The 17,103-nt window shown below is 29.1% G+C and carries 21 protein-coding genes; 15 read left to right on the plus strand and 6 right to left on the minus strand.

The features are described from left to right. Positions 1-106 precede the first annotated feature (106 nt). Positions 107-748: a hypothetical protein gene (locus BN2920_RS07415; protein WP_058294396.1), complete on the minus strand. Its 642-nt coding sequence runs from the start codon at positions 746-748 to the stop codon at positions 107-109. Between the two features lie 249 nt (positions 749-997). On the opposite strand from BN2920_RS07415, the gene BN2920_RS07420 reads away from it, so the two are divergent. The 12 genes from BN2920_RS07420 to BN2920_RS07465 all read left to right on the plus strand — a co-directional run bounded on the left by BN2920_RS07420 (position 998) and on the right by BN2920_RS07465 (position 11,826). After that, positions 998-1,621, plus strand: coding sequence for a DUF5052 family protein (locus tag BN2920_RS07420; protein ID WP_230142187.1), 624 nt, complete (start codon positions 998-1,000; stop codon positions 1,619-1,621). A gap of 22 nt (positions 1,622-1,643) precedes the next feature. After that, positions 1,644-2,345, plus strand: a complete 702-nt coding sequence (locus BN2920_RS07425) for a histidine phosphatase family protein (protein ID WP_058294397.1) — start codon at positions 1,644-1,646, stop codon at positions 2,343-2,345. Positions 2,346-2,368: 23 nt separating this feature from the next. Beyond that, positions 2,369-2,509 carry a hypothetical protein gene (locus tag BN2920_RS21280; RefSeq protein ID WP_157065765.1) on the plus strand — a complete coding sequence of 47 codons (141 nt, stop codon included), beginning with the start codon at positions 2,369-2,371 and terminating at the stop codon, positions 2,507-2,509. Positions 2,510-2,562: 53 nt separating this feature from the next. After that, entirely contained in the window at positions 2,563-2,853 is a 291-nt protein-coding gene (locus BN2920_RS07430; protein ID WP_058294398.1) for an aminoglycoside phosphotransferase family protein, read from the plus strand. A 107-nt stretch (positions 2,854-2,960) separates the two neighbouring features. Next, positions 2,961-3,545 carry a DJ-1/PfpI family protein gene (locus BN2920_RS07435; RefSeq protein ID WP_058294399.1) on the plus strand — a complete coding sequence of 195 codons (585 nt, stop codon included), beginning with the start codon at positions 2,961-2,963 and terminating at the stop codon, positions 3,543-3,545. A gap of 311 nt (positions 3,546-3,856) precedes the next feature. Then, on the plus strand, positions 3,857-5,278 hold the full coding sequence (locus BN2920_RS07440) for an alpha/beta hydrolase-fold protein (protein ID WP_058294400.1): 1,422 nt from the start codon (positions 3,857-3,859) through the stop codon (positions 5,276-5,278). A 110-nt stretch (positions 5,279-5,388) separates the two neighbouring features. Next, complete coding sequence (locus BN2920_RS07445) at positions 5,389-5,862, plus strand: DUF2798 domain-containing protein (RefSeq protein WP_058294401.1); 474 nt, start codon at positions 5,389-5,391, stop codon at positions 5,860-5,862. Positions 5,863-5,867: 5 nt separating this feature from the next. Continuing rightward, the gene (locus BN2920_RS20925) at positions 5,868-6,086 is read left to right on the plus strand and encodes a DUF2798 domain-containing protein (RefSeq protein ID WP_479680405.1); all 219 of its coding nucleotides are present in this window, start codon (positions 5,868-5,870) and stop codon (positions 6,084-6,086) included. A 154-nt stretch (positions 6,087-6,240) separates the two neighbouring features. Beyond that, a complete protein-coding gene (locus BN2920_RS07450) occupies positions 6,241-7,278 on the plus strand; it encodes an amidohydrolase family protein (protein WP_058294402.1) in 1,038 nt (345 codons plus the stop codon). Positions 7,279-7,369: 91 nt separating this feature from the next. Further along, positions 7,370-8,650, plus strand: coding sequence for a neutral/alkaline non-lysosomal ceramidase N-terminal domain-containing protein (locus BN2920_RS07455; RefSeq protein ID WP_058294403.1), 1,281 nt, complete (start codon positions 7,370-7,372; stop codon positions 8,648-8,650). Between the two features lie 2 nt (positions 8,651-8,652). Then, a complete protein-coding gene (locus BN2920_RS07460) occupies positions 8,653-9,885 on the plus strand; it encodes a neutral/alkaline non-lysosomal ceramidase N-terminal domain-containing protein (protein ID WP_058294404.1) in 1,233 nt (410 codons plus the stop codon). A 30-nt stretch (positions 9,886-9,915) separates the two neighbouring features. Continuing rightward, entirely contained in the window at positions 9,916-11,826 is a 1,911-nt protein-coding gene (locus BN2920_RS07465) for a PTS sugar transporter subunit IIABC (RefSeq protein WP_083498745.1), read from the plus strand. Positions 11,827-11,930: 104 nt separating this feature from the next. Here BN2920_RS07465 and BN2920_RS07470 read toward each other — a convergent pair whose 3' ends face one another. The 3 genes from BN2920_RS07470 to BN2920_RS20930 all read right to left on the minus strand — a co-directional run bounded on the left by BN2920_RS07470 (position 11,931) and on the right by BN2920_RS20930 (position 14,244). Continuing rightward, positions 11,931-12,809 carry a LysR family transcriptional regulator gene (locus BN2920_RS07470; RefSeq protein ID WP_058294405.1) on the minus strand — a complete coding sequence of 293 codons (879 nt, stop codon included), beginning with the start codon at positions 12,807-12,809 and terminating at the stop codon, positions 11,931-11,933. 429 nt (positions 12,810-13,238) lie between these two features. Continuing rightward, the gene (locus BN2920_RS07475; RefSeq protein WP_058294406.1) at positions 13,239-13,889 is read right to left on the minus strand and encodes an ImmA/IrrE family metallo-endopeptidase; all 651 of its coding nucleotides are present in this window, start codon (positions 13,887-13,889) and stop codon (positions 13,239-13,241) included. Next, positions 13,870-14,244 carry a helix-turn-helix transcriptional regulator gene (locus tag BN2920_RS20930; RefSeq protein ID WP_083498746.1) on the minus strand — a complete coding sequence of 125 codons (375 nt, stop codon included), beginning with the start codon at positions 14,242-14,244 and terminating at the stop codon, positions 13,870-13,872. The genes BN2920_RS07475 and BN2920_RS20930 overlap by 20 nt, the downstream gene beginning before the upstream one ends. 245 nt (positions 14,245-14,489) lie before the next feature. Between BN2920_RS20930 and BN2920_RS21285 the strand changes: the two genes are divergently transcribed. Together BN2920_RS21285 and BN2920_RS07485 are read left to right on the plus strand one after the other, a co-directional pair. Further along, positions 14,490-14,666, plus strand: coding sequence for a hypothetical protein (locus BN2920_RS21285; RefSeq protein WP_157065766.1), 177 nt, complete (start codon positions 14,490-14,492; stop codon positions 14,664-14,666). A 33-nt stretch (positions 14,667-14,699) separates the two neighbouring features. Then, positions 14,700-15,248 (plus strand): ERCC4 domain-containing protein, encoded by a 549-nt coding sequence (locus tag BN2920_RS07485; RefSeq protein WP_058294407.1) that lies wholly within the window; start codon positions 14,700-14,702, stop codon positions 15,246-15,248. A gap of 84 nt (positions 15,249-15,332) precedes the next feature. Here BN2920_RS07485 and BN2920_RS07490 read toward each other — a convergent pair whose 3' ends face one another. Next, complete coding sequence (locus BN2920_RS07490; RefSeq protein WP_058294408.1) at positions 15,333-15,551, minus strand: DUF2922 domain-containing protein; 219 nt, start codon at positions 15,549-15,551, stop codon at positions 15,333-15,335. 37 nt (positions 15,552-15,588) lie between these two features. Continuing rightward, positions 15,589-15,813: a DUF1659 domain-containing protein gene (locus tag BN2920_RS07495; protein WP_058294409.1), complete on the minus strand. Its 225-nt coding sequence runs from the start codon at positions 15,811-15,813 to the stop codon at positions 15,589-15,591. 210 nt (positions 15,814-16,023) lie between these two features. On the opposite strand from BN2920_RS07495, the gene BN2920_RS07500 reads away from it, so the two are divergent. Then, positions 16,024-16,863 carry a glycosyltransferase family 8 protein gene (locus BN2920_RS07500; RefSeq protein WP_058294410.1) on the plus strand — a complete coding sequence of 280 codons (840 nt, stop codon included), beginning with the start codon at positions 16,024-16,026 and terminating at the stop codon, positions 16,861-16,863. Positions 16,864-17,103: the final 240 nt, after the last annotated feature.

Raw genomic sequence — 17,103 nt, forward strand, 5'->3', positions numbered from 1 at the left:
TTTATGTTTATATTATATATATGCTATGTGGCGAATTTGTGTCAATAATATAAAATTTTTATTAAGACTTTAAAATCTATATTAATTAATATTTTCTAATCACGTATTATGGGAATTGTTTCATTATACCGTCAGTAAGCATATCAGCAAACATAATCATATGATCTTCACCTTTATCGTAAGCTTCAATATCTGCTTTCCAGTCTTTATTTAATCGTGCCACGGCTTGATCAGTAACAAATTGTAAATGCTTATGTAACATATCTCTTAAATCTTTCTTTGAATAGTTTGGATTAAGAGAACTTAGAAAATCAGCTATTTCATCTGCATTTTTATACCATAATTTATTGTATTTTTCTAGGTCTGATTTGTTGTTACTTTTAGCTGAACCAACAACTTTACCTGCAAGATTTATATGTTCTCTTAATAGAGCAGCAAGTTTATTCCCTGCTTCTTTACCATAATAGGGCTTAATTGAATTTCCAATGTCATCTTGATTTTTAAGAAGTCTTTCAAGGGCTAGAGGTGTATCTTCAAGTGAAGCTAAATCGCTCATAATAACGCTTCTAGTCCATGAAACATGATCTATCCAAAGTCTTCTTTCGTCCATCTTTAGATTACATCTAGCATTATTAGAGGCAGAAGTATTATCATAAGATTTGTTTTGGATAGCATGAATTTTCATTGGTACTAAGACTAATGTTAATAGTGATAATATTATTAATGAGTTTCTAAAAAATTTTTTCATTTGTATATACTCCTTTTGTATTAAAGTTAATTTTAGTGTGTTCAAAGTTATACATAAGTATGCACAATGCTTATTATAAAAACATAAAGGAAAAATATAATGCTTTAGATCAATGAATTTAAAGATATCAAAATAAAACTTAGCTAACGTATGAATAATTATTTGTGATAATAAATAATTATATTGAGAAATATAAACTTAAAGATGGTATTATATTATATATATTAAATTGAGAGTAAGGTGATGTTAATGAGAATCAAATTGAAAATGAAACCAATAATATGTATCGGTCTAGTATGCCTTTTAGGTGTTTCTGTTTTAGGATGTGCTAAGTTAAAGGATTGGATTGGAAAAATAAAAGGAGAGTTAGTAGGTCAGCATTTTACAATAACTACATATGATGATTATGCAAACAAAACTTTAAGTATAGAAGGCAAAAAAGTGACAGTTGGACTTTTAGAAAATAGTGCGAATTTTGATGCGGAATCAACAGATTTTAAATCAGAAGTTCTTGAAATCACTATTAATGGAAAGCAGATGTTTCAAGTTGGGAATACTGTAATTTTTGAAGAAGATGGATTAAATGTTGTTGAGCATTATGATATAAAAGATGAAATTAAAGCAAATTCTGGTGGGGGATATGTTCCTTTTGATAGAGCTGTAAATAAATTAAAAAATGAATTAGGTAAGAAGAAAACAATAATAATAAGTTCACAGCAAGGAGTACCAATAGGAGTATATCAAGGTGATGATGTTTATGTTACAATTCCAGAGGATTTACCTAAGATGACAAGACTCAATATTGATGGAAAGGCCTTATATATACACAGAGCTAATTATGTTATTATTGATACAGAGATGATCGAAGGATAATAGAAAAATTGGGGGAGTTATAATGATCAGTAAAGAAGTAAAGATATTTTTAATGAGGCATGGTGAGACTATTTTAAATAAAGCTGGAAGAACACAAGGATGGTGTGATGGTATTTTGACTAAAGAAGGAATAGAAGTGGCTGTAAATGTTGGCTTTGGTCTAAGAGATATTAAATTCAAAAGTGTTTATAGCAGTGATTTAGGAAGAGCAAGAAAGACTGCACAAATTGTTATAAAAGAAAATAAAGCAAGTAAGGATTTAAAATTACAAGAACGTGAAGGCTTAAGAGAAGTTTACTTTGGAAAATATGAAGGTGAGATTGATAAGATGATGTTTAATGACATATTGAACTATCTTAATGTAACTTCTATTGAAGAAGCAGAAAAGAAATATGAATTTCAAAGGGCCTATTGTGATACATGTGCTGCTTTAGACGAAACTAAAGAAGCAGAAGATTATAATACTGCGATAACAAGAGTTATGAATGAGCTTAAGCAAATCTGCAAGGAGAATTCACAGGAAGGAGGAAATATACTTGTAGTAGCTCATGGAGGAATTATAAGACTTATTATAGATTATCTTGATAAAAGCTTTAATATAAGAAATATAGATAATTCAAGCATATCAATGATTTCTTATAGAGATGGAGAATTTAAAGTTGAATCTGTAAATGATAATAGCTATAGTGAAAAAGGGGAAGAAATAAGCAAACAGAATTTATAGATAGACTTGATGGACAATCAGTATTGGAAAAATTATTTCATGGTGAAGATGTTAACTTTTTAGTTAATCAAATTGCTGACCTGCATAAAAAAATACTAGAATATAATACTTGTGAAGTAATGTCATATAAAGAATTTCTTCAATTATGTATTGGTGAAAAATAAATCTTAATGCTGATATATATAATGAAATAGCAGCTTTATCAAATGGAAATTGTTTGTGCCATGGAGATTATCATCCAGGAAATGTTTTGGTAGATACAAATGGGAAAGTTTTGGTGATTGATTTTATGAATGTATGTCATGGACCATGGCAATATGATGTGGCCCGTACATATGTATTAATTTCAGAAGGTGATATATCAAAAGAGATACACAACAGAGAAGAGCTTGTATATATGCAGAAACAGATATCTGATATTTATTTGAAGAAACTTAATGTTTCATATAATGAGATTAGAGAATATGTATCAATAATACAAAAATGCCGTCAATATGAATTGAAGTAATTGGTTACGTTAATAAATTACATTTGAAAACTAGATAATATGGTATTTATAAAGTGAGTTATAATTTACTCATGGAAATTCTTATCAACAAGAATATGGAGGTATAAATGAAAATATTACTCTTTTTAGCTAAAGGATTTGAAACTATGGAGTTTAGTGTATTTGTAGATGTTATGGGGTGGGCCAGAAATGATTATGGAAATGATATTCAAGTAGTAACTTGTGGATTTAAAAAACAAGTTATGAGTACATTTAATATTCCTGTAATAATAGATAAAACAATTGATGAAATTAATGTAGATGATTATGATGCACTTGCTATTCCAGGGGGATTCGAAGAATTTGGATTTTATGAAGAAGCTTATGATGAGCGTTTTTTGAATTTAATAAGAGAATTTGATTTAAGAGGAAAAATTATTGCTACTATTTGCGTTGCAGCTTTACCAGTAGGTAAAAGTGGAGTGTTAAAGAATCGTAAAGCAACTACATATCATTTAAGAGATGCATATAGACAAAAACAACTGAAAGAATTTGGTGTTAATGTAGTAAATGAACCAATTGTAGTGGATAGAAATATCATTACGTCATATTGCCCAGAGACAGCACCTTATGTTGCATTTAAACTTTTGGAAATGCTAACATCTGAGAAACAAATGGAAATTGTAAAAGTTGCTATGGGCTTTAAGAAATAGTAGTTTTAAAAGAAAAATTTTTAGATATTTAAAATTATAAGAAACTTCAGAATATAGGCAACTAATTTTTCATAGAAAAGTTAGTTGTCTGTTTTATTAATATTACCTTGTTGAGTGAATATAAAATTATCTGCTACTAATTATGGAAGTAATATGGTTAAACTAAAAAATATTTTGAGTGTATTTATATTAATACAAGCAAAAATAATATTTATATGGGTTGTTTATGTAATATATGAATACAGCTTATATTAAGGATAAGATGATATGATTTATATCAAAAGAATTAAAAAGATTACGGAGGAGGAAAAATGAGATTAAAGAAACTTATTTCAATAATAGTTGTATCAGTTACAGTATGTACGCTTGTAGCATGTTCATCTACGTCAAAAACAGTATCAGCAAAAGATGATATAAAAAGTATAACCTCAATAAGCGATGTGTATGCTACAGGTGAACAGGTTTCAGCAGTAGCGGTCCAATATTCACAAAACATAGATCCAGCAAGCATTTCAGCAGATGATTTTACGGTTGAGGATAGAGAAATTGAATCAGTATACGTAAATAATTCCCCAGAAAAACTTAAAGACACAAGCAAAACCGTGGAAGGAAGTTATATAATAATTGAATTAAAGAAGAAAGAAGAATCAAGTGATATGGGACGCGGAGGCGGAAACAGAGATAATGGTGGAAAGGTAGAAGGTCAAAGTAGTAAGGATAGTACAAAAAATGAAAATACTGAAATTAGTAGTACTGCTAGCACATTAGATTCTGTTAATTACAGTGTAGGAGATACAGGCAATGGTGCAGGAACATTTGATAAAACTCCTGACACATCAGTTTCAATAACACAGTTAGGTGAAATAAAGACAGAATCAGGAAATACTATAAGTGCAAGCAATGAAGCAATGAATAATACAAAAAGTGTAGAAAACATTGTTGATGATTTTATTCAACTTACATTTAAGGATCCTGATAATGGAGTAGTTCTTGGATACAATTTGTATATTCCAAAGAATTATGATGCATCAAAAAGTTATCCTCTTATAACATTTATACATGATGCAAGTGTTGTAGGAAGTGATACAAAGCTTACATTAACACAGGGAAATGGTGCTACAGTATGGGCATCTGAAGAGGAACAATCAAAGCATGAAGCTTTTGTTCTTGCACCACAATATGAATATCAGATTGTAAATGATAATTTTGAAGCTTCAATAGCGTTAGATACTACAGCAAAACTTATAAATTCTATTTCTAATGAATACAGTATAGATACAAATAGATTATACTTAACTGGACAATCAATGGGATGTATGTCATCAATTTACTTAAATACTAAGTATCCTGATATGTTTGCAGCATCACTTCTTGTAGCAGGACAATGGGATACATCACAGCTTGCTGATATGAGTAATGATAATTTATGGATTATTGTTTCAGAAGGAGACAGTAAAGCTTATCCAGCTATGAATGAAGCAACATCACTTTGGAAAAGTACAGGAGCAGTAGTAGACAGTACAGTGTTAGATGCTAAATTAGATGCAGATGCAATAAATATGAAAGCAGAAGAAGTTAAGAATCAGAGTGGTAATATAAAATATACAACTCTTGCTTTAGGAAGTACTCTTTCAGACTCATCATCAGGTGGAAGTGAACATTTAACTACATGGAAGACAGTAGGGTATACTATAGAACCATCTCATGACTGGTTATTTGAACAGTCTAAATAATTGAAGTTATAATTTATTCCTAAGAGGAATAAATAGAAGGCAGAAAGAGAATTGTTTAGGTGTGAATACTGAATTTATAATATATATATTAATTCAGAGGGGGAATGTTTATGCCAAAGACAAAATTCCAAGGATTTATTTTTACAATTATGATGGTTTTTGCAATGGTTTATGTTATGACTGTTTATAACATATCAATGGAAACGGGAGGACTTACAAACAGTGTATTTAAAGAATCAATATTAAATATGTGGATTCCATATTGTTTTGCTTTTATTATAGAAAAATTTTTAATAGCTGATGTGGCAAAAAGACTGGTTTTTAGAATACTATCACCAGAAAAAGATAATCCGATTTTTATGATAATAGCAACTTCAGCATTTATGGTAAGCTTTATGGCACCAATAATGAGCCTGTTTATGACTATTTTACATAATGGAATAACCAATAATCTTATTTCAATATGGCTTACAACTGTATTTAAAAATTTTCCCATGGCATTATGCAGTCAGATTTTCTTTATTGGCCCATTAGTCAGATTTATATTTAGAAATATTTTTAGAAAACAATTATTAGAAACATAAAAANAATAGCAACTTCAGCATTTATGGTAAGCTTTATGGCACCAATAATGAGCCTGTTTATGACTATTTTACATAATGGAATAACCAATAATCTTATTTCAATATGGCTTACAACTGTATTTAAAAATTTTCCCATGGCATTATGCAGTCAGATTTTCTTTATTGGCCCATTAGTCAGATTTATATTTAGAAATATTTTTAGAAAACAATTATTAGAAACATAAAAATGACTACTGCATTTTATTATGCAGTAGTCATTTTTACATTATAAACAATATTATTTATTCCATAAGGGAATAAATATAAAGCTTAAACGGAATTGTTTACATGAGGCGTGTCGCTTAGTATATAAGTATAGAAAATATAGGAGGTGCATACATGATAATTGATGCAAATATGTATTGGTTTCCAGAAGAAATATTTGAAGATGAGAAAGAAGCTTCACGTTTTCTATCAGAGATTCCAAGACAATATGGAATAGACGGATATATGAAAATAAATGAAGAAACTGGGCTAAAGCAGATAGTAATTGAAAAGCCTGCAGGTTCTCAGGGACTTAATTATGTTCAACATGAATATCTTTTAGAAAAACAACTTGAAGATATGAATGCAGCAGGTGTAGAAAAAGCCATATTAAAAATACCAGGATGTCATGAATGGATGTCAATAGACATGTGCAGAACTTTTAATACTGGAATGGCAGAGTATGCAAAAAGAAGTAATGGTAAATTAATACCACTAGCTGTATTACCTCCATATGGTACAAAAGAATGTTTTAAAGAGCTTGAAAGATGTAGAGAGGAACTTGGAATAAAAGGAATTCAGTTGTGTGCACATTATGGAAATCATTATCTTGATTCTGAAATATTTGCAGACTTCTTTGAAAAACTTAATGAAGAGGAAACAACAGTTTACATTCATCATACTCCAGTACCTGTCCATTATGAAGATATTTATGAATATAACAATCTTAGAAGGTTTTATGGAAGATGTACAGATCAAACTATTGCCATAGGAAGAGAAATTTTTAGTGGATTTTTTGAAAAATACAGTAATTTAAAATTTGTTCATTCAATGCTTGGCGGAGGATTCTTTGGAATAGCAAACATGTTATTTCCTCATAAAGCAAAAAATGAAGAAGAAGTTAGTAGATTTGATACAAATAGTACTAGTGTTGAAGAAATATTTAAAAAGCATATATTCTTTGAGATGTCACATGCTCAGCCATGGGGAAAAGAACAATTACAATGTGCAGTATCAGTGCTTGGTGCAGATCACATAATATTTGGTACATCATATCCGGTAAGGAAAGAATGGCTTACTGAAGGACCAGAATTTATTAACAATCTAGATATTTCTGATGATGATAAAGAAAAGATACTATATAAAAATGCAGAGAGAATCTATCATATATGATAAGAGAGATTTTGAATAATACAAAATCTAATTTATAATATCTATGTTATGTTTTAAATATAATGTATATTTGTCAAAAGGAGCATGCTATATGAATTATAAAAATATAAAAGCTGGTACAGGAAAGGCTGTTATTAATATTATGTCTAATGTGTTTCCAATTGATAATTTTAATGGAATTCATGATGCACTTCATGCACGTGTGCTTTATTTAGAAGGTAATATATCAGCAACAATTGTTTCTCTGGAATTAACATCTATAAGAGAATATGAAATCATTAAGTTAAAGCAGATAGTTAATGATATATTAAATGTGCCAGAAGAAAATATATGGATCTGCGTTACACATACATTTTCAGCTCCTCATACAAGATCTGTAAATGCATTGAAAGACAAAGAAGTAGCAAAGAAGAATGAATTATTTTGTACAGCAATAGAAGAAGCTGTAATTAAAGCTTCAGAACAGGCGAAGGAAAATCTTTGCGATGTAAATATAGGTACAGATACAGGAAAATGTTCTATTAATGTAAACCGTGATATGCTAACACCGGAAGGATGGTGGCTTGGAAGCAATGAAGACGGTTTTGCAGATAAAACAGTTACAGTTATCCGCTTTGAAGATATTAATGGAAAATTAAAAGCAGTACTTTATGGATATGATGTCCAGTCTTCAATTATGGATGGAGTTATTATGGAAGATGGTTATAAACTTGTAAGCAGTGATTTAACTGGTGCTGCATCATCTTATATTGAAAAGGAACTTGATGATTCTGTAACTGCAATTTATTGCCTTGGTGCTGCAGGAGATGTAGCCCCATTATTAAAAGCAAAATATTCTGAAATATCAGTATCAGGAAAAATTTGCGATGTTGATATGAAGAAAGATGGATTTGTTTTAGTAGAATCATTGGGCAGAAAGCTTGGAAACAAAGTGATAAGTATTTCTAATCATATTAAATGCAATAATGTTGATGGTAGTATTAATATAAATAAAAAAATAATCAACTGTCCAGGTCAGATGATTCCAAAAGATATACATGCTATACATCCAGTTCATGAATATAAGTATGTTAAAGATGAGAAAAGAAAAACACCTCTCCAAGTTATGACATTTGCCAATATTGCAGTTTTGGGAGTTCAGCCTGAAATAGCAAGTATTACAGCATCAGAAATAAGAAAAAAATCGCCGTTTGATACTACGCTGATTCTTACAATGGTAAATGGCGGTGCCAAATACATGATGAATAAGGAAGCCTATTCACGTATAACATATGGATCAATGAATTCATGTTTTGCAGAAGGCTCAGCAGAAATTTTAAGAGATAATTCATTAAAAATATTAAATGAAATGAAAGAAAGAGAGGAGAGATAAAAATGAAGATAGGAAATGCAAGATTCTGCCTTTCACCTAAAAAAGAGTTTTATCTTATAGGATTTAGAAGCGACAATCGTAATTACCCTGCAAGTGGTATACATGATGATATTTACTGTAATTCACTTCTTTTTGAAGATGAAGGTAAAAAAGTGTTTATATTCTCAGCGGATTTTCTTGAATTTGAAGAAGAGATGGCAGAAGAGGTAAAAACATTATTAAACGAGCGATTTGGTATAGAGAGAGATCTTGTTCTTCTTTGTGCCACACATGATCATTCATCAATAGTATCTTATCATAAAGGTTGGTATACAAATAAATTTGATAAAGAATATTATGACTTTTTAATTGATAGTATAATAAAAAGTTATGAAGAGTGTCAGAAAAATTTACAAGATGCATATGTACGTTACGGAAAACAAAAAGTATTTGGATATTATGGTAATAGAAATCATCCAGGTCAGCCTGCAGATAATGAAGTAATTGTAGTAAAATTTTATAACAAAGATAACAAAGCATTTGCAGGAATCGTTAATTGGGCAGTGCATTCAACAGTAATTAGTGCTGAAAATACATACCTTTCAAGTGATCTTGCTGGAGAGGTAAGCAAAAAACTTTATAAATCATTTGGCTTTTATCCTGCAATGTTAGTTGGTGCGGCAGGTGACTGCAGTAACAGAAATGAAAGACACGGCAATGGGTTTGAAGAACTTGAACGTGTATCATCAGCTCTAGCAGAAATAATAGGAAATATTAAAGATGATACTGAAGTAAAATGCAAGGATATAGATTATGCTACATTTTATCATACAGTTCATCATAATATGGAATTTGTTCATGAAAATATTAAAAAAGAGATTTCAAAACTTGAAGATAAGATGAATAATGAGCAGGATTCTAAAAAGAAAGAGATGTTAGCTACAAGAATTCACAATATGTCTCAAGATCTTAAAATTAATAAGTTTCACCTTGATATAAAGGCTGAAGTTATAAGCCTTGGAGAAATTCAATTGTTTGTTTTTCCAGGTGAACTTGGTTCAAAATTCGGTATAGAAATGAAGGATCAGTATAAAGGACTTGGACTTATATTAGGATATACAAATGGATATAATGAGTATTTTATGCCGGAAGAAGAATATGGACTTTCATTTGAGACTATAGGAAGTAGAATTCCAAAAGGTGAACCTGAAAAAATTGTAAATAAATTTATTAAATACTCACAGTATTTAATATAAATATGTTTAAAGCTGAGGGGGAGAAAAACTATGTCTGTAAAATCTGAAATGATTATGGCACCTGTAAGTGGAAAGTGTGTCGATATAAAAGAAGTACCAGATAAGATGTTTGCAGAAAAAATAATGGGAGAAGGAGTTGCATTCCGATATGATGGAGATGTAATTTACTCTCCTTGCAATGGAACTATTGCTGTTATCGCAGAAACAAAACATGCAATAGGTATAAAAAGTGAAAATGGTGTGGAGCTTCTTATCCATGTTGGTGTTGAAACAGTAAGTCTTAAAGGTGATGGGTTTGAAGCCCTGGTACAACAGGATGAGAAAGTAGAAATTGGGACACCTATATTAAAAATAGACAGAAAATTTATGAGTGATAAGAACATAGATCTTATTACGCCTATGGTTATAACAAATGGAGAAGAATTTGATTTAGATTTTTTTAATATTAATTCTTTAGTTAAAAAGGGTGAAAGTCAGATTGCTGTATGTAAAGTTAAAAGGCAGGTAGAAGATAATAAAAGAAATGAGAGAAATAATATGAGATATGAGAAGTTATGCAAAGACATAATAAAAAATGTTGGGGGGAAAGAAAACGTTATATCTGTGATACATTGCATTACTCGTCTAAGATTTTCACTAAAGGATGAAGGACAAGCTAATACAAATGTTCTTAAAAATATGGATGGGGTAATGGATGTAATCAAGGCAAATGGACAGTATCAAGTTGTCATTGGTACACATGTTGAAGACGTTTATAATGATCTTATAAAGATAGGAAATTTTACTTCAGAATCAGATACTAAAAAAGAATCAATAGGGGATAAAAAAGGAGTTATCTCAGCTTTTTTAAAACTTATAAGCGAAATTTTTCAGCCAGTTCTTGGTGCAATGACTGCAGCTGGTATGATAAAAGGTGTATTAGCATTGCTTACAATAACTAATGTTTTAAATAAAGAAGATGGAACATATATATTATTAAGTGTAGTTGGTGACAGTTTATTTTATTTCCTTCCAATAATACTTGGATACACAGCAGCAAAAAGATTTAAGGTTAAAGAAGTTATCGGTATGACTCTTGGCGGTGTTTTAGTATATCCTACAGTTGTTTCATTAATGTCAGGAAAAGAATTATATTCTTTATTCAGCGGTACCATGTTTGAATCACATGTATACACTACTTTTTTAGGGATACCTGTAATTCTTCAAAGCTATGCATCTACAGTTATTCCGGTTATATTAATAGTTTACGTAGCATCTCATATTCAGAAACTATTAGATAAAGTATTACCTAGTATGATCAGATCTTTCTTTGTACCGTTTTTAACATTATTAATTGCAGCACCTTTAGGATTATTAGTAATCGGACCGGTTGCAGGATTATTACAGAATATGCTTGGTGCAGCAGTTACTGGATTAATCGCATTAAATGCTGGAATAGCAGGATTATTCTTAGGAGCATTTTGGACCATTTTGGTTATGTTTGGATTACACTGGGGTGTTATCCCATTCTTTGCAATAGACGTTGCAACTTATGGATATGATGTAATAAATCCTCTTATTTTCTCTGGAGCACTTGCTTCTATGGGTTCAGTATTAGCAGTAATAATAAGGACAAAGAGCAGTAAGGAAAGAAATATTGCAATACCTGCTTTCTTATCTACAATATTCGGAATCAATGAACCAGCATTATATGGTGTACTTATTCCAAGAAAGAAGATATTTATATCAACATTAGTAGCTTCAGGTATTGGTGGAGCAATTTCAGGATTCGCAGGTTCAAAATTATATGCATTTGGTGCATCGGGAATTTTAGGTTTACCTTGTTTTATAAATCCAAATGGAATTGATGCAGGATTTATAGGATTAATTATAAGCGGTGTTGCTTCATTTGTACTTGCTTTTGTTGCTGCATTTATAATAGGTGATAAAAAAGAAGCCTAAGTAATAACCATAATTGAAAAGATTAGTTATAAATAAAGTTTAGTTTTTCTCAAATAAATAAGATAGATCTTTAAATGTTGTAAAAGATCTATCTTATTTTTTATTTAATCAGGAAGCTGAATACAGTTAATAAAATGTTTTGCAGCTAAAGAAAGCGATTTTTCTTTTTTATAATATATTTTTATTGGAGTTGAAATTTTTGGAGTTATATCTACAATTGATACCCTTGAATTAGCCATGTATTGGATAGGCTTTTTTGTTAAAATGGAAACTCCCATTCCTTTACCAATTAAATCTATAATATTTTCCGCATTTTTAGCAGTAAAAGTAATTTTAGGGGTGAAACCAGCACGTTTACATGCATTTATACTTAAATTATATAAAATAGATTGAGGTTGAAGTAAAAGAAAATCCTCATCTTTTAATTGATCAAGCTTTATTTCAGATTCATGTGCTAATGGGTGATATGATGGAAGTATAGCGCATAATTTATCTGAAGTATATGGAATTTTGGCAAACTCATTATCATCATCGTTTTCTTCTCTTATAAATGCAAGCTCGCATTTATTTTCTCTAAGTAATTCCTTAAGATTAGAAGATTCGTTTTCAATGAGGTTAATAGAAAAATTTTTATTTTCAAGTTTAAATTTAATAAGTGCATCTGTAATTTTGTATGGAGTCATTATTGGAATTGATCCGATGGTTAGAGTATGTTTTATATTTTCAGTTTTATTTATTAGTGCAGTTGTATATTGATATTGAAGATTTGCAATTTGCTTTGCATATTCTAAGAATGTAACGCCATAATCACTTAATGAGACTTTACGAGTGGTTCTTTCAAAAAGAGGAACCCCTAATTCTTTTTCTAAGGTTTTTATGTGTTTTGAAAGAGAAGACTGCGAGATAAAAAGAGATTCAGAGGCTTCTAAAAAGTTCATTGTTTCAGCTGTTACAACAAATTCTTTTATATAATCTATATCCAATAGGCTCTCTCCTTTACGGTTATACTAAAATATTATTTATTATAATTATATTAAAAGGAAATCTCTAATTCAATAGAAGTGCTGTAAAAATTAGTACTTTAGATAGCCACAGTTTTTATAAAAAGTAAAGAAAACTATCATATTTATAGATTCCGAATATTTTATAAATCCTTCTCCAAGAGAATTAATCCAGTATGTTATATCTAATCAATAAGTTTCAATTTGTAGATTAGTATAAATTGCAAATTGATTTATGAACTGCACTCTGGTCAAATAGACAGAGTGCAGTTTACTTTGCTTTAATTTTTCAACTAATATTAATGGATAGTACAGTTTATTATTAAATCAAATAGTTATAGAAAATACATATAAAGCATGTTTTTAACACGAAAAATCTACATTATTTTAAAGCAATGAATAAATTTTACATCAATATAGCTGAAAAGCACGTAAAAAAGCCATATGCTCTTCATAATCTTGATTTTTAGAATCAATGAATGATTTGAAGTTTCTTAAAATACATCTATCAGAGCTTGTTGAATAGATAGAGGATTTTTTATAGTTATCAAATCTAAATTTTGCAGCAGAACTAGATAAATCACAGTAGAATTCTATGTCTCTTGATGATATTAAATTAAGTTCATTTAAAATAGTTGAATGAGCAAGAAGCATACTTGCAAAATGATTTGCTTCACGTTCTTTAAAAGCATATATTTCATCATTAGTAAAGTTGTCCATATTTAGTGAATGGTGTCTGCATAATATATGCCCTAACTCGTGAGTGGCTGTCCATCGCATTCTTTGCTTTGAATTATCAATAAAATCATTAAAGAATATAATATATTTATTTTTAGATTTAGAAAAAACGCTGAATCCATCATCAGAAGTAAAACACTCTAGGAATTCTTCTTTTGTTAGATTAAGATCTTTGGCATAAGTACTATATGAAACAATCTTAATATTTTTAAAAGAGTCAATTATAGAAAGTATATCAACAGGAAATTGAGTGATGTTTGCATTAATATAAATATCATTAACAATCTGGTGTATGAACTTATATCTAATCATCAAAGTATTCATCAAAGGCTGCCTTTAACATATTCATCATTTTTTCTTTGTCTTTTTCACTCATTTTCTTTCTAGCACGCTCTATAATAACTAAGTCATCATCCATAAAATTATTTCCTTCACTAATATTATCATCAGCATCAGAATATTTTAAGTTTAAAAGTTCAGATTCATCAATTTCAAATATCTTAGCTAATTTATGTATAATTTCATCGCTAGCAGGAGTTCTTCCGCTTTCTATGTCTCCTAAATATGATCTAGATATACTTAGCTTATCTGCAAGATCTTTTTGAGTAATTTTATTTCCAGTTTTAAAACCATATTCACTTCTTAATTGTTTTATCTTTAAACCTAATTTTTTACTCATAACCATGCTCCTTATCTAAAGTTCCTTCCTTTAGTATAATATTATGTTTTTTACGTCAATATGTCAATAAATTGAAGAGAATAAAAGTAAAGAATAGATAATATATCATAATAGATGGATAGTTTGTATGCCTGACGTTATATGACGTGAATATGAAATTGAATTTTACAAACAGAAGACGTAAAAAATATATGTAAGCAAAAAAGATGCAATTAAACTTATTTATGGTAATAAGGGGGAGGAATATGATTGTTTATTGCAGTGCGTGTACATGTGTATCTAATTCCAAAGGTAAATGTACTAAAGAAAGTATTAGATTAGAAGATTTTGAGTATTATGAAGATACAGAAGGAAAAAGACGTGATTATCTTGAGGATGATATGAAATGTGTATCATATGAAAGCATATATAAAAAGAAGTAAATATAAAATCTTAGTTTTAGGAGATGAGTGATAATGTATAAACTTACGAATACAGAAATAACAAGATTATTAAAAGAAAACTTGAAAATTCTTTTTGATACTAGAGAAACTGTAAATGGTCATATTTTAGAGTACTTTGATAAAGAAAACATTTCTTACAAAAGGCAAAAACTCGATGTGGGGGATTATACTGCAATAATTACAGTAAGACCTGAAATTGGCATATATAGAGATTTGGCTTTTAAGGTTGGAGTTATAAGAAAAACTTCAATTGATGAAATAGCAGAAAATTTAATTGAAAAAAGGGACTATAGAGAAGAAATGAAATTAGAAAGGCAGCTTATGAGAGGAAAGGTCAATGGTATTAAGATGTCTATGATAATTGAAGATCCTGATGGACTAGAAAACATAAGAAATGGAATATATAGAAGCTCGCTTAATCCTAAGGCATTTATGGGCAAGCTTTCATCACTTCAAGATAAATATATTCAAAATACAGTATTTACATCTAATGAAAATACTGGATACCACATTCATAGAATTTTGTATTATTCAGTAAGAAATTTTTTGAAGGAAATCTAAAAGCCATGTGTAAAAGTCACTTAGGGTTTTAAAAAAGAAGTCTGCATGTTTTGCAGACTTCTTTTTAATTTAGAAATAATAAAATTAAGCAACTTGGTATTTTGTGATTTCTCTTTTAGTAAGCTTGGCACTACCTTTACCAACTAGTGCACCAGAATCAGTAATGAAAATGTTCTTAGAGATTATTAAATCCATAAGAGTTAATACTTCAGATTGAGTTATATCTTGCTTTATTTTATTTATACTTAAAGTAGTGCTTTTACCACCTTCTGTAGTGAAAATCATTGTTAAAATATACTCCATAATCGTAGCCTCCTTTCATAAAATTTTTGATTAAGAGTTATGCATTTACTAAGTTAGAAGTAACATTTACAAATGTATCTCTAGTACTAGCATCCATAACATCTTTTATAGCTTCTGCAACTTCATAAAGAGAATCAGGAGAAGCATCATTTCTGATGTTTGCAAAATTCTTTTTAGAATAAATTGCATCGCCAGCCTTATCTACTCCATTTTGAACTTCAATAGTTAAAGAAGTAGAATCAATTATTGTACTTATTGCCATAAACTCACCTCCTTTTATTTGTAGTACATATTGAATATATGCATGAGTATGAGAGATTACGGAAAATTAATAAAAATTTTAATTAATTATTTATATATGAGAATAGAAGTTGTTGTAAATGCTCAACTTAAATAGGTATAATCATATTAATAGTAAAAAATTTTAGTGATAACAATATAAAATAGATAGGTATATGTAAGGAGAGTTTTCATGAATATATTAGTATCATTAGATTCAAATTATATAAAGCAAGTAAAGGTTATGCTTACTTCATTACAAATTGAAAATCATAATGAAGAGTTTTACGTATATGTGTTAAACTCAAAGCTGACTAGTGGTGATATAGAGAATATAAAGAGATGTGCAGATATAAATAGAACTAAAATTTTTGATATAAAAGTTCCTGACAGTATGTTCACTAATGTACCTATAACAGATAGATATCCAAGAGAAATGTATTTTAGAATATTTGCAGCTAAATTGCTTCCAGATAATTTAGACAGGATACTTTACTTAGATCCAGATTTAGTTATTATAAACTCGTTAAATGAATTTTATAATATGGATTTAAAAGATATGTATTATGCAGGGGCTACACATATTGGAAAGCCTATCACTAAGTTAAATGAAGTACGACTTAATATGCCTCCTGAATGTGAATATATTAATTCAGGTGTACTTCTTATGAATTTAAAAGCTTTAAGAAGAGAACAAAATGAAGAAGAAGTTACAGAATATATTAAGAAAAACAGTATAAGATTATATCTTCCAGATCAAGATGTTATTAATGGTTTATATGGAGATAAAATAATTTGTGTTAGTGAAAAAAAATATAATTTTGGTGAAAGAGATTTTATTAAAACTAAATATCTATCAATAAATGGTGAAAAGATAGATATGAAGTGGATAGTGAATAATGCCTGTATAATTCACTATTATGGAAGAAATAAGCCTTGGAAAGAAGACTATATTGGTGACTTGGATGTCTTTTATCATATTTATGAAAAAAGGCTAAGACAGTTTGAAGAAATTGGATGTCATATAATATAAATAAGGGCTATACTAAGTTTAGTGAGGAAAAACTGAGATAAACTCATAGTCTAACGTATACAAATAAATATATTTTAAAATTATTTATACCACAGTATTCAAATTGAATATGTGGTATTTTATTTATAATAATTTTTATTGGGGTTGTAATTAGGATTTTCTATTTTAAAAGTTAATGTAAATAAATGATAATAAAGATGACATATGATTGACATATATATTATGTATAATAAAATTATT

The organism is Clostridium neonatale (assembly GCF_001458595.1).
Lineage (GTDB): Bacteria > Bacillota > Clostridia > Clostridiales > Clostridiaceae > Clostridium > Clostridium neonatale.

What these genes read in the sequence shown, in the direction of transcription:
- BN2920_RS07435 (WP_058294399.1), top strand. Translation starts at nt 2,961, where the DNA reads ATGAAAATATTACTCTTTTTAGCTAAAGGATTTGAAACTATGGAGTTT.
- BN2920_RS07500 (WP_058294410.1), top strand. Translation starts at nt 16,024, where the DNA reads ATGAATATATTAGTATCATTAGATTCAAATTATATAAAGCAAGTAAAG.
- BN2920_RS07495 (WP_058294409.1), bottom strand. Translation starts at nt 15,813, where the DNA reads ATGGCAATAAGTACAATAATTGATTCTACTTCTTTAACTATTGAAGTT.
- BN2920_RS20930 (WP_083498746.1), bottom strand. Translation starts at nt 14,244, where the DNA reads ATGAGTAAAAAATTAGGTTTAAAGATAAAACAATTAAGAAGTGAATAT.
- BN2920_RS21285 (WP_157065766.1), top strand. Translation starts at nt 14,490, where the DNA reads ATGATTGTTTATTGCAGTGCGTGTACATGTGTATCTAATTCCAAAGGT.
- BN2920_RS07440 (WP_058294400.1), top strand. Translation starts at nt 3,857, where the DNA reads ATGAGATTAAAGAAACTTATTTCAATAATAGTTGTATCAGTTACAGTA.
- BN2920_RS07445 (WP_058294401.1), top strand. Translation starts at nt 5,389, where the DNA reads ATGCCAAAGACAAAATTCCAAGGATTTATTTTTACAATTATGATGGTT.
- BN2920_RS07450 (WP_058294402.1), top strand. Translation starts at nt 6,241, where the DNA reads ATGATAATTGATGCAAATATGTATTGGTTTCCAGAAGAAATATTTGAA.
- BN2920_RS07455 (WP_058294403.1), top strand. Translation starts at nt 7,370, where the DNA reads ATGAATTATAAAAATATAAAAGCTGGTACAGGAAAGGCTGTTATTAAT.
- BN2920_RS07420 (WP_230142187.1), top strand. Translation starts at nt 998, where the DNA reads ATGAGAATCAAATTGAAAATGAAACCAATAATATGTATCGGTCTAGTA.
- BN2920_RS07460 (WP_058294404.1), top strand. Translation starts at nt 8,653, where the DNA reads ATGAAGATAGGAAATGCAAGATTCTGCCTTTCACCTAAAAAAGAGTTT.
- BN2920_RS07485 (WP_058294407.1), top strand. Translation starts at nt 14,700, where the DNA reads ATGTATAAACTTACGAATACAGAAATAACAAGATTATTAAAAGAAAAC.
- BN2920_RS07465 (WP_083498745.1), top strand. Translation starts at nt 9,916, where the DNA reads ATGTCTGTAAAATCTGAAATGATTATGGCACCTGTAAGTGGAAAGTGT.
- BN2920_RS07490 (WP_058294408.1), bottom strand. Translation starts at nt 15,551, where the DNA reads ATGGAGTATATTTTAACAATGATTTTCACTACAGAAGGTGGTAAAAGC.
- BN2920_RS07415 (WP_058294396.1), bottom strand. Translation starts at nt 748, where the DNA reads ATGAAAAAATTTTTTAGAAACTCATTAATAATATTATCACTATTAACA.
- BN2920_RS07425 (WP_058294397.1), top strand. Translation starts at nt 1,644, where the DNA reads ATGATCAGTAAAGAAGTAAAGATATTTTTAATGAGGCATGGTGAGACT.
- BN2920_RS07475 (WP_058294406.1), bottom strand. Translation starts at nt 13,889, where the DNA reads ATGAATACTTTGATGATTAGATATAAGTTCATACACCAGATTGTTAAT.